The following is an 11,815-nucleotide window of genomic DNA, read 5'->3' as shown; positions in this document are numbered from 1 at the left end:
CGCTTGACAACAGTCGCGAGGAAGTTCGAAACTAGAGCCACTTGATTTGAAACGTTTAAATTCATCGAGACCTCAACGGAGAGGCCAGTGACCGCGTACGGCAGCATCGCGGGTGGTGCACTGCACTTGCCGAAGGCACGCCGACTTGCTGTCGCGGTCACCTGGTCGCGGGCGCCGCCGGGTGATGGCATCAAGTCCGCTGAACCAGGCCTTCCCTCCCCACTCATGTGTCCTCAACGGACGATCAATCTCCGCAACCCGGTGCGCGGGCGCTGCGCGGCGCAGCCGGCAACTGGTTGCAGCCGTACCGCATCGCAACGCTCGGAGATCCATTCACTGAAGCAAGATCCGTTCCCCGCCCGTCCCAGGAGGACCGATGGAAGACAGCAAGCCCGGCTTCGACCGGAGAGATTTCCTCAAGATCAGCGGTGGTGTCGGCATGGCGCTGGCGCTCTCCGGTGTGGTCGGTGCCGGCTCCGCCGCGGCTTCCTCGACGAGTGTCACCGACAAGTTCATCAAGGCCCAGCACGCACTCCTGGACGACCCGGAGGGCAAGTACCGGCCGGGCACACGGTGGTGGCTGGCCGAAGGGCTGCACACCGACGCGACCATCAAGGCCGACATGAAGACCCTCCACGACATGGGCATCGGCTCGGTCGAGATCGTCTGCATGCCCGAGCCCAATGTGGACAGCGACCTGAGCGACACGGTCTTCGTCAGCAACACCACGGGAAAGACCCCGCAGCAGATCTACAGCTGGGGATCCGATGAGTGGAAGAACGACACGAAGCTCATCATCCAAGAGGCCAACAAGTACGGCATGGGCTTCTCCATGACCAGCGGCACCCACTGGGCCAACGCGAACCTGCCGATCGAAAACCTGAAGTTCGACGACGACGGCGCCGGCAAAGCGCTGGGCTACGCCATCCAGACCACCACCGCCGGCAACGCATTCGCCGGCACGCTGAAACGCTCGGTGATGACCGTGGCCGGAACCGTGCGGCAGGACCTGATCTCCGTAGTCGCGATCCAGCGGGCAGCCGGCAACACCGGTTCGATCACCGCCGACGGCAGCATCTCCGGCACCATGAGCTACACCGACACGTCGGTCGTGCTCACCGGCAAGGTCACCCTCAACGGCGCCCCGGTGACGTCGAGCACGATGAAAGACCCCACCGGCAAAGCGACCTACTCCCTGACCTGGACGCCGGCGGCGGGCACGGGAACCTGGGACATCTACGCGTTCTGGATGCAAGCGACCGGCCAGGCGCCGACACCTTCGTCCACGACGAACGTCACCATCAACTACATCGACCCCGCCGGCATGCAGGACTTCATCAACTACTACCGCAACCACGTCTTCAACGACCACGAGCTGAAAACCGCCATCATCGACAACGGCCGCGGCGAAATGTACATGGACTCGCTGGAAATCTCGACCAGCAACTCCAACGGCGGCGAATTCTGGGGCTCCACCCTCATGAGCGAATTCCAGAAGCGCCGCGGCTACAGCCTCGAACCATACCTGCCGTACGTCATCAAGCTCGGCTCGCGGGCACGGGACACTTCATTCCCGATCAAGGGTTCCGACCAGGTGACGGTGAACAAGGTCCGCAACGACTTCTTCGAGACGATCACCGACATGTACACCGACAACGTTCTCAAGCCGCTGCGGACCTACCTGCACGACGAGATGAACATGAAGCTGCGGGCCGAGATCTCCTACGGCGTGAACTACGAGATCACCACGCCGGCCCAAGCTGTGGACTACGTGGAAACCGAATCGCTCGAGTACGGGAACCAACTGGATGCGCACCGGTCGCTGGCGGGCGCAGCTCACACCAACGGCTTACGGTACTCCAGCGAGACCGGGGCGATCAGCGGGAACAACTACACCTGGCCGCAGGATCGGTTCATGCAGATCATGAACACCCAGTTCGCCTCTGGCATCAGCCACACGGTGTTCCATGGCTACGCGAGTATTTCCGGTGCCGACTCCAGCGACCCGTCGAACCCCTGGAACGGTACGTACTGGCCGGGCCACGAAGGCATGTACTCCCGGTTCTCGGAGCGGTGGGGTCCGCGTCAGCCGGAGTTCACGCAGTACGGCGACTACATGCCGATGATCGCCCGCACCCAAGCCGTGCTGCAGCAGGGCAAGCCGCAAATGGACCTGGCCGTGCTGCGCACCGACTACTCCTACAACAACGGTGCGCCCGCCATCGATAACATGCGGCACGGCAAAGCTGCGTACTTCAAGGATCTGGAACTCCAGGACAACGGGTACACCTACGACTACTTCGCGCCTGAAATCCTTGAGGGCCGGAACGTCCAGTACAGCAAGACAGACGGTCTGATTCCCGAAAACGTGGGATACCAGGCGGTCGTCATCTACCAGGATTCCCTGCGGTTGAAGAGTGCAGGAGCGATCTACAAGCTCGCTCAACAGGGCCTTCCCATTGTTGTCGTCAACGGTCTGACCGAGACGTTGAGCTCGACGAGGACCTACCTGAATGCCAAGGCTGCGGTCCACACGCTCGGCAACGAGGGTACCGACGCCGACTTGGCGAAGGTGATGGCGCGCCTGGGAAAGCTTCCGAACGTCAAAGTGGTCGACGCGAACGTTCCGCAGAGTGCCACCGTCCCCGACCCTGGAGCCGCGGACTACGAGAAGACGTACTACTACGGCAAAACCAGGGTGTACGACGCTCTGCGGCGACTCGGCGTGCGGCCCCGGGTTGAATATGAACAGCCGAACCAGACCGTCCTGACGGCCATGCGCAGGACCAAGGACACGGTGTATCTGTGGGCGTACAACTTCATGGAGAAGCGCGGCGACTACTTCAACAATCCGATCGACGCCGAGACCGTGACGACGACCATCAGTGTCGACGCGATCGGCAAGCCCTACCGCATCAACACCTGGTCGAGCCGCATCGAGGCACTCGCCCTGTACAAAACCTCCGGCGGACGCACCTCGTTCGACGTGACTCTCGCGCCCGGACAGACCACGGTGATCGCCATCGACCTGAAAACCAAGACCGCCGCACCCCTGCGCAGCACCAACGCCCCACAGGGCCTGGTGACCGCCGACGGCACGGCCATCCTCGCCACCGACTCGGGCACCTACACCGCCAAGCTGGCCGACGGCTCCACCGTGACCAAGAAGATCTCCGTACCGGCCAACATCAACCTGACCAACGCGCAGTGGAACCTGGTCCTCAACAGCTGGACACCGGGCGAGAAGAAGACCTTGACCGAGGCACGCCAGGGCTACACCACCAAAGAGGTGTACTTCACCACGAAGAAGTCCGACATCAACGTAGGCACGACCCAGCTCATCCCCTGGAAGGACATGACGTTCACCGCGCAGAATCCGGCGTCGGTATCCGGTGTCGGCACCTACAGCACCACCTTCCGCCTGCCCAATTCGTGGAATGCCTCGAACGGTGCCTACCTGAACATCGGCTCCACGGGTGGCGCCCTGGCCCAAGTCTGGGTCAACGGGCAGAAGATCACCGGCTATGACTTCGTCGCCGGACGCCTCGACGTCAGCTCCGCCTTGAAAGCCGGCACCAACACGGTCCGGATCGAGGTGTCGAGTTCGCTGCGCAACCAGATGAGGGCCCTGGGCTACCCCGATCTGCCCGCTGCCAGCACCGTTGCCGGTGCTGTGGCGTCGTACGGCCTGCAAGGCAACGTCTCACTGGAGACCTTCACCATCGCAGTCGTCGAACACCCGGGTCACCCCCGCCAGGCCGGGCAGTGATCTTCCCACCGCGCTGATCGCCACAACCGCGGAGATGGTCCCGCCGCTCGTGAACGGCGGGACCATCCCTTGCGCCGGCAACGTCGCGGTCGATCAGCAGGTGCTTGATGCCACCGAACTGTCCGGCACGGCGGGGAACGCCGTAACGCCCGGGAGAGATCCCCTGAGCGCAGTCTCTCCCGGGCGTCGCGGTGTGCCGGTTAGGGTCGGCGTGCGAGGGAAATGCCGTTCGGTGTCAGGACGAGGCGCCGGGGTTCGGGCGGATGCCGGCGTTTTCCATCACCGCTTGCGCCGCCGGGGGCCAGGTCCCGTCGGTGAGGTGGACGTTGCCGTCCAGCACGTTGTTGTGCGGGGAGCCGGTCGCGACCTGGGTGGCGCCGGTGTTGTACCAGTTGCCGGTGAAGGTGTTGTCGTTGGTGTTGTTGGTGGAGCTCGCGTTGGTGAACGCCCAGACGCCGGCGTCCTGGATCACGTTGTGCGACAGGCTCACGTAACGCGAGCCTTCGTCGAGGTACAGCCCGACCGTGCTGTGGTTGTCGTAGATGTAGTTGTCGTCGATCATGGCGCCCGGGTCGGCGGAGAGGTTGTAGATGCTCCCGCCGTCGTGGAAGACCTTCTTGGTGCCGTGGACGAGGTTGCCGCGCACCACGGTGTCCTTCAGCGTGGTGGGTGTGGTGTACACCGGCTGGTAGTCGTACAGACCGCGGTTGCGGTAGTCCTGGCTGCCACCGGGATCGTTGGCACCCCAGCCCCAGCCGACGTCGATGCCGTCGTAGGCGAGGTCGGACACCTCGTTGTGCTCGATCACGGCGTGGGTGACGTAGGTGCTCAGGATGCCGGCCATGTCCTTATAGTCCCGCGCGACGTCGGTCACGAGGTTGTCGGTGATGGTGATGTCCTTGTTCGTCATCGCCGGGTTACGCGGATGGTGCGCGTCGGGTTGCACCCCGCCGACGACGATGCCGGAGCCGGAGTCGTCGGTGAAGGTGTTGTGCTGCACGGTGATCCCCGACGCGCCGAGGCCGATGCCGGAGGCGTGGGCGTTCGCGTCGTTGCCGATGCCGAGCGCCACCTGGCCGAGGTGGGCGAACGTGTTGCCCACGAAGGAGATGTTGCGAGCGGCCGAGACCTGGACGGCGGCGGGAACCTGGTTCCAGCCGTTGCGCGTGGCTTCGAACTGGGGACACCCGAGCTGACAGGACGTGAGGACGTCCGCCGGCTGCGGGTAGGTGCCGGTGATGAACGTGCCGCTCTGCTGGTCGGCGTAACCCACCGCGGTGCCGGGCTGCAGCCAAGTGGTGTGCTCGAAGCTCAGGCCGCGGAAGGTGAGGTCGTGGATGGGCTGGGCCTGCGTTCCGCTCAGCCGGACCAACGAGCTGAGGCGCGGCAGTTCCACGTCGCTGTGCGCCGGGGTCTGGCCGGGGGCGGCCTTGTAGTAGAGCTTCCCGGCCTGGGGATCGAGGTACCACTGCCCGGCGGTCTTCAGGAACGAGTACGAGTTCTCCAGCTGCAGCGTGCCTCCCGCGAAGGGGTGCGCGAGCGTGTCGTAACCCCAGTTGTTGTTGCTCCAAGCGGGTTGCTGCATGGTGATCGTGGTGCCGCTGATGTGCTGCACCGGCGCGTACCGGTCGGTGAAGGAGTTCTGGCTCTCCACCTCGATCCGGTTCTGGTCGGGCAAGGTGGCCAGGTAGTCGAGCGCCGGGTTCACGATGGAAAGCCCGGTCGTGGTGACCGCGACGTCGCTGCGGGCGATGGTGATCGCGGCCCGCGGCGCCAGCTCACCGTCGACGGCGAGCTGGCGCGTGTCCACGCCCTTCGGGGTGTCGGCGACGTAGATGTTCGCCGCCGGGTCGTGCAGCTTCCAGCCGGTCACGGCCTGTCCGCCGGACAGCACCGGGGCCTGGCCGGGGCGGGCCTGCCACGTGATGGTGTGGCCGTTTCGGCCGGAGTCCGCGGCGGTGAACGTGAGGGGGGCCGTCAGCCGGTACGTGCCGCCGGCGAGCTCGACGGTCACGTTCGCCCGGCCGACGAGGTCCCGGGCCAGTTTCTGGGCCTTCTGCAACGAGGCGAGGGGGCGGCCGGCGCTGCCCGGGTTGTGGTCGTTGCCGTTCGGCGCGACGACGATCGTGAAACCGGGTGGTCCGGCCGCCTGCGCGCCGGGCGCGACCGCGACGGCCGCGGCCGAGACGGCGAGCGCCGTCAGCACTGCTCTTGCGGTGTGACGCATGTGCACCATCCTTTGTGGAGGGGAACGGAGAAGTTCGCGAGGACGGCCGGCGAGCGAACCGGAGTAGCGCTCGGCCGGCGCGAATCGGTGGTCCTCGAAGACGCGGAACGCGGTGTTCGAAGAAGCCGGACGGCATCGTCGGCCTTTCGTCGCGGTGGCTCGCGGGAGGATCAGGCCCGCGCCGCCGCGCGGGCGGGGTTCATCGGCCCAGCCATCCGCCGTCGACCGGGATGAGGGCGCCGTGCACATAGTCCGACGCCGAGGAGGCGAGAAAGACGGCCACACCGGCGAAATCGTCGGGCCGTGCCCACCGGCCGGCGGGAATGCGGTCGAGGATGGCGGCGAAGCGTTCGGGATCGGCGCGCAGCGCCTGGGTGTTGTCGGTCTCGACGTAGCCGGGGACGATGGCGTTGACGTTCACACCCCGGCCCGCCCACTCGTTGGCCAGCGCACGGGTGAGCCCCGCGATGCCCGACTTGGCCGCGGCGTAGCCGGGCACGTTGATGCCGCCTTGGAAACTCAGCAGCGAGGCGGTGAACACGATCTTGCCCCGGCCGCGCTCGATCATGCCGGCGCCCACCGCACGGGTGAGCGCGAACTGGCTCGTGAGATCGACGGTGAGCACCCGGTCCCAGTCGGCGTCGGAGTGTTCGGCCGCCGGGGCGCGCGCGATGGTGCCGGCGTTGTTGACCAGGATGTCCACGGGCCGGTCGAGACCGGCGAGCGCTGCCGCCAGATCCGCGACGGCCGCCCGGTCGGAGAAGTCGGCGCTCAGCGCGGTGCAGCGGCGGCCGAGCGCGGTCACGCGTGCCTCGACCTCGCTGCCGGACGGCTCCTGGTGCGCGCTGACGGCCACGATGTCCGCACCGGCAGCGGCCAGCGCCTCGGCCATGCCGAGGCCGATCCCGCGGCGGGCCCCGGTGACCACCGCGAGCTTGCCGGTGAGGTCGAAGGCGGACAAGCCGGTCACCGTGCCTCCTGCCCCTCGCCGGTCCGGCAGTCGACGAGCACCTTCATCACGCCGGCACCGCTTTCCAGTGCGGTGAAGGCCTCTGTGACGCGCTCGAGCGGTTCGATCCGAGAGATCAACCTCTCGGCCGGGATCACTCCTTCGGTGAGCAGGTCGACCGCGGCGGTGAAGTCCTCGCGTTCGTACAGCCGCGCGCCGAGCAAGGTGAGCTCCCGCCAGAAGAACCGGTGCAGGTCCACCTCACGGGCCACCGGATGGATCGCCACCTGGACGAGCCGGCCCCTCGTGGCCAGCGCGTCGACCGCCGTGGCCACGCCCGCCGCCGCGCCGGACACCTCGAACGCCACCGCGGCGCCGGCGCCGCCCGTCCACTGCCCGAGGGTGCCCGCGAAGTCGTCGGCCACGGGGTCGAGCGCGGTGAACCCCAGGTCCTCGGCGACGGACCGCCGGTACGCGGCGGGCTCGGCCAGCACGACCGACGCACCCGCCCGGCGCGCGACGAGCGCGATGAGCACACCGATCGGTCCCCCGCCGACGACGAGCGCGTGCTCGCCCTGGCGCAGCTGGGCGCGCCGCACGTCGTGCACGGCGACCGCGGTCGGCTCGACGAGCGCGGCGTGGTCGAGCCGCAGGTCGCGTGGCAGTGGCACGAGTGTGTCCGCGGGCACCGTCCAGCTGTTCTGCAGGGCACCGGACGCGTCGATGCCGAGGAAGACCAGGCGGTGGCACACGTGGGTGTGGCCCGCCCGGCAGGCGGGGCAGTCACCGCACCACCGCAGCGGCAGCACCGTGACGGGGTCGCCGGGCCGCCAGCCCGCCACACCGGCGCCGACCTCGGCGACCCGGCCGGACATCTCGTGCCCGATCACGGCGCCCGGCGGGACCCGGCCGTCCATGTCGCCGTGGAAGATGTGCAGGTCGGTTCCGCAGATCCCGGTGTAGGCCACGTCGACTCGGACGTGGCCGGGCGCGGGTGGCTCGGTTTCGGTCCGCTCGACGACCAGGGCGCGGGCGCCGCCGTAGGCGACCCGGCGTGCGGCCGTAGCGCGTGTCGGGGAGGTCATTCGGGGTCCTTTCGTGGTCCCTGCGCGGCGCTGCGCACCCGGTAGGTCCGGGCGGCGTTGTCGTGGAAGACGGCTTCGGCCGCGGCGGCCGGATGAGCGGCGAGTGCCGTGTGGACGAGGTCGAGCCATTCGGCGTACTCGGTGGCCAGCGTCAGCACCGGCCAGTCGCTGCCGTAGAGGCAGCGGCCGGGGCCGAACACGTCGAGCGCTTCGCGCAGCGCGTCGACCACGGCGCCGCGGTCGGTACCCGGCGTGGTTTCGGTGGCCAGGCCGGACAGCTTGCAGAGCACGTTGTCGCGCCGGGCCAGCCGCCTCAGGTCCCGGCGCCACCGGTCGTAGGCGGGTCCTCCCGGTGCGGGTTTCCCGAGGTGGTCCAGGACGATCGTGGTCCGCGGGCAGGCGGTGGCGAGTTCGGTCAGTTCCGGCAGCTGGTGCGCGCGGACGCAGGCGTCGAACGGCAGGCCGGCCTCACCCAGCAGGCGGACTCCCGCGCGGAAGTCGCCGTCGTCGAGGAAGCCGGGCGGTTCGTCCTGCGCGTTGCGCCGCACCCCGACGACAAACGGATCGTGCTCTTCGACGAACTCGCGCGCCCGCGCGGGATCCCCGATTTCGACGTGGGCGACGATTCCGCGGATCCACGGGTGCCGGCGCGACTCCTGCCGGATCCACGCGATCTCGGCGGCGGCATCGGCAGGCACCCGGCCGGCCTCGACGACGATGACTTCCGCCCGGCCCGGGAAGTGCTCGGGGGTACGGGCACGGTCGAGCTCGGCGACGTCGTCGAGCCACGGGTAACGCATCCGGCGCGGATCCCAGAAGTGCACGTGGGAGTCGAGGATCGAGAGAGCTGCCGTCACGACCGCTCCCCCGGATGCTGGTTCTCCGGGCGCCCGTTGACCCACCCGCGGTCGCGGACGGGTTCGAGGCACGCTTCGATTTCACGCACCAGGCTCTCGTCGAGGGGCTCGGTCAGCCAGCGGACGTCCCGCCGCACCTCGTCCGGGTCCGCGGCGCCGACGATCGTGACCGGGAAGTCCCCGGTGCTCACCGCGAACTGCAGAGCCACGCGCGCCAGATCCGCCCCACGCTCCCGGCACACCGCCGCGGCTTCGGCGCACCGCTGCAGCACCTCCTTCGGTGCGGGGTGCCAAGGCGGTGCGCCCTGTTGCGTCAGTGCGCCCATCGTCAGCGGAGCCGCATTGAGCACGGCGGTGCCGAGGCGTTCGAAGCGCTCGCGCCACGCGGCGAGCCGCCGGTTCTGCAGCGTGTACTGGCAGTAGGAGATGATCGTGTCGACCTGGGCTCGTTCGGCGACGTACGCGAGTGCCGGCAAGGGAAAGCCGGTGATCCCGACCGCGCGCACCAGCCCCGTCTCCTGCAAGGCCCGCAGGGCGGGCAGCGTTTCGCCGATCACCTGGTCGAGGTCGCCGAACTCGATGTCGTGGCACTGCACGAGATCGAGGTGGCCGGCACCGAGGCGCGCCAGGCTTTCGTGCACGCTGCGCGTGACCCGATCACCGCTGAAGTCGAAGTCGGCCTGTCCGTAGCGGCCGACCTTGGTGGCCAGGACGTAGGCGGACCGCTCGACGCCGCGCAACGCTTGTCCCAGAACGGTTTCCGCGACTGTCTCCCCGTAGAAGGGCGACACGTCGAAGAAGGTGATGCCCAGCTCGAGCGCCGTGTGCACGGCGTCGATGCCGCGTTGGCGAGCCGGGGCGGCCAGCCGGCCCAGCGGCGCGGCGCCGAAACCCAGCCGGGAGACCGTGAGCCCGGTGTGGCCGAGGGTGGTGCGGTTCATGCGGACCCGCTCGCCGGCCCGGCCTCGAAGGGCGAAACGTAAGACGGGGTGCAGGCCCGCAACTCCAGCTCCAACGTCAGGCTGATGCGAGTGGACGGGGGCAGCTCGACTTGCAACCAGGGACCGTCAGGAGCGATCGACGAGGACGTCACGACCGGTTCGCGGTGGCCGTAGTCGTACAGGTCGCCGATCCACGACGGGTCGTCGCAGACGTTGTGGCGCGCCGTCCGGATGTGGTGCTCGGCGAACGCGCCGGCCTGCACGATCACCGACCGGGTCGCCAGCGGGTCGAGGTTGACGAGCTCGACCACCGTTTCCTCCGGCTCGATGCGCGAGACGAGCGCCGCGACCGACGGGGGCAGACCCGGGCGGCGGGCGTTCGCGTCGTAGTAGCGCACGCGGGCCTGCTGCAGTCCGCCGTTGTAGACGACCTGCGGACCTCCCCAGGTGAGCTGGACCAGCGCTTCGGTGACGACCGGGTTCGATTGCTGCCAGAGGTGGATGTCGGCCTCGGGGACGTCGAGGCCTCGGTAGTGCTCCATCCGCGCCAGCCGGTGCCGCACCTGGGCCTGGGCCGCCGCGAGGATCCGCTCGGGGTAGTCGGGATTGTCGCCGGACAGGTACGCGAACCACGGCTCCTCGTGCCCGGCCTCTTCCTTGCTGCGGAAGGAGCGCACCGTTCGCCAGTCGTGGCCGGCGGCGGCGCGCAGCCGTTCGAGGCGCTCGCGGTCGTCCCGGGACCCGGAGTGGTGCCACAGCGCGGCCGGCACGCCCATCAGCATCGGGTTGTGGTCGAACCACCCGTGGTCACCGTAGCGGTAGGGCACGTGCAGCGTGGGCGTGTCGACGTCCGGGCCCAGCTGCACCGTCCACTTCGACTCCAGGCTGGAGTCGGCGTCGGTGAAGGCCATGACCTTGCCCTGGCCGATGATCGTGTCCAAGGCGGGCCGCACGAGGTCGGTGTAGCCGTCATCGCCGGTAGCCGTCGCCGCGGACAGCGCGGCGACGATCGCGGCGTGCCCCACGCTGTACCACCCGTGCGGCCACGACCAGCCGTAGTGCCCGCCGTACCAGCGACCCTCCAGCAGGCCGCCGACTGTGCCGTCGGGAGCGACGTTGTCGGGCAGGACACCGCCGTTGGCGGCCGCCCGTTCGCGCCAGGCACCCACGTAGTCGGCGAGCCAGTCGCGGTAGCGGCGGTCGCCGGACAGCAGCAGGGCGTTGAAGACCAGCCCGGACACGGCGAGGTTGACCGCGGTGTCCCCCACCCCCATCCGCCGGCGCATCTGCTCGCCGAGCCGGGGATCGGGATCCGTCGTCGGCTGCTCGGCACCCGTTGGCACGAGCCATTCCAGGGGGAAGCCGTACATCCGCGCTTCCTGGGGCAGCCAGGGGTACGAGTCGCCGTCGAAGAGCCCTTCGCGCCCCGGATCGCTGCCGTTGTGGGGACGCCGGATGATGCGGTGCTCGGGGTCGTAGTTGCCGTGGGCCGGATCGACGTACAGCTCGGCGAACCGCACCGCACGCTCGCGCCACCGCTCGGGCGCAGCCATGCACAGGAAGTACAGCAGCAGTAGGCTTTCGCCTTGGTGGAACCAGTCGTAGCCGCGTTCGTACTCCTCGCTCAGCATGCCCAGCTCGGTCAGCTGGCGGGTGACACCCGCCCAGTGCCGCTCCGCCTCGCCGAGCAGGTCGTCGGCCCCGCCGAGCAGGTAGAGCTGGGGCCAGTTGAAGAAGGTTTCGTAGAAGTCGTCCACCCCGTCGCGCGTGGTGAGACCGCCCCGGTAGACGAGCCGCCCGTCCGGGCCGGTGTAGTCACGCGCGAACTGGCGCCAAGCCGTGTCGAGCAGGTCGAACAGCTCGCGCTGCGCGATCGCCCAGCCCGGGGGTTCGAGCAGCGGTACCGAGGCCGTGATGACGGGAAACATCGAAGATCTCCATTCGGGGGCGGCCGCCACCCGCGGACGGCACCCGAAGTGCCGCCGCG

7 protein-coding genes are annotated in these 11,815 nt (G+C 68.5%); 1 reads left to right on the top strand and 6 read right to left on the bottom strand.

Annotated features, from left to right (window positions below):
- Positions 1 to 376 precede the first annotated feature (376 nt).
- The gene (locus ABZU76_RS13355; RefSeq protein WP_354868485.1) at positions 377 to 3,769 is read left to right on the top strand and encodes a glycosyl hydrolase; all 3,393 of its coding nucleotides are present in this window, start codon (positions 377 to 379) and stop codon (positions 3,767 to 3,769) included.
- A gap of 235 nt (positions 3,770 to 4,004) precedes the next feature.
- On the opposite strand, the gene ABZU76_RS13350 is transcribed toward ABZU76_RS13355, so the two are convergent.
- The 6 genes from ABZU76_RS13350 to ABZU76_RS13325 form a co-directional block, all read right to left on the bottom strand.
- Complete coding sequence (locus tag ABZU76_RS13350) at positions 4,005 to 5,996, bottom strand: right-handed parallel beta-helix repeat-containing protein (protein WP_354868483.1); 1,992 nt, start codon at positions 5,994 to 5,996, stop codon at positions 4,005 to 4,007.
- A 199-nt stretch (positions 5,997 to 6,195) separates the two neighbouring features.
- Positions 6,196 to 6,966 (bottom strand): SDR family oxidoreductase, encoded by a 771-nt coding sequence (locus ABZU76_RS13345; RefSeq protein WP_354868481.1) that lies wholly within the window; start codon positions 6,964 to 6,966, stop codon positions 6,196 to 6,198.
- Entirely contained in the window at positions 6,963 to 8,030 is a 1,068-nt protein-coding gene (locus ABZU76_RS13340) for an alcohol dehydrogenase catalytic domain-containing protein (protein WP_354868479.1), read from the bottom strand. Before ABZU76_RS13340 ends, ABZU76_RS13345 begins: the two co-directional genes overlap by 4 nt.
- Positions 8,027 to 8,887 (bottom strand): amidohydrolase family protein, encoded by an 861-nt coding sequence (locus ABZU76_RS13335; protein WP_354868476.1) that lies wholly within the window; start codon positions 8,885 to 8,887, stop codon positions 8,027 to 8,029. The genes ABZU76_RS13340 and ABZU76_RS13335 overlap by 4 nt, the downstream gene beginning before the upstream one ends.
- A complete protein-coding gene (locus ABZU76_RS13330; protein ID WP_354868474.1) occupies positions 8,884 to 9,828 on the bottom strand; it encodes an aldo/keto reductase in 945 nt (314 codons plus the stop codon). Before ABZU76_RS13330 ends, ABZU76_RS13335 begins: the two co-directional genes overlap by 4 nt.
- Positions 9,825 to 11,756, bottom strand: a complete 1,932-nt coding sequence (locus tag ABZU76_RS13325) for a hypothetical protein (RefSeq protein ID WP_354868471.1) — start codon at positions 11,754 to 11,756, stop codon at positions 9,825 to 9,827. Before ABZU76_RS13325 ends, ABZU76_RS13330 begins: the two co-directional genes overlap by 4 nt.
- Positions 11,757 to 11,815 lie beyond the last annotated feature (59 nt).

The sequence above is a fragment of the Amycolatopsis sp. NPDC005232 genome, from assembly GCF_040607795.1.
Classification (GTDB): domain Bacteria; phylum Actinomycetota; class Actinomycetes; order Mycobacteriales; family Pseudonocardiaceae; genus Amycolatopsis.
This window is presented reverse-complemented; position numbering and strand designations above follow the sequence as displayed.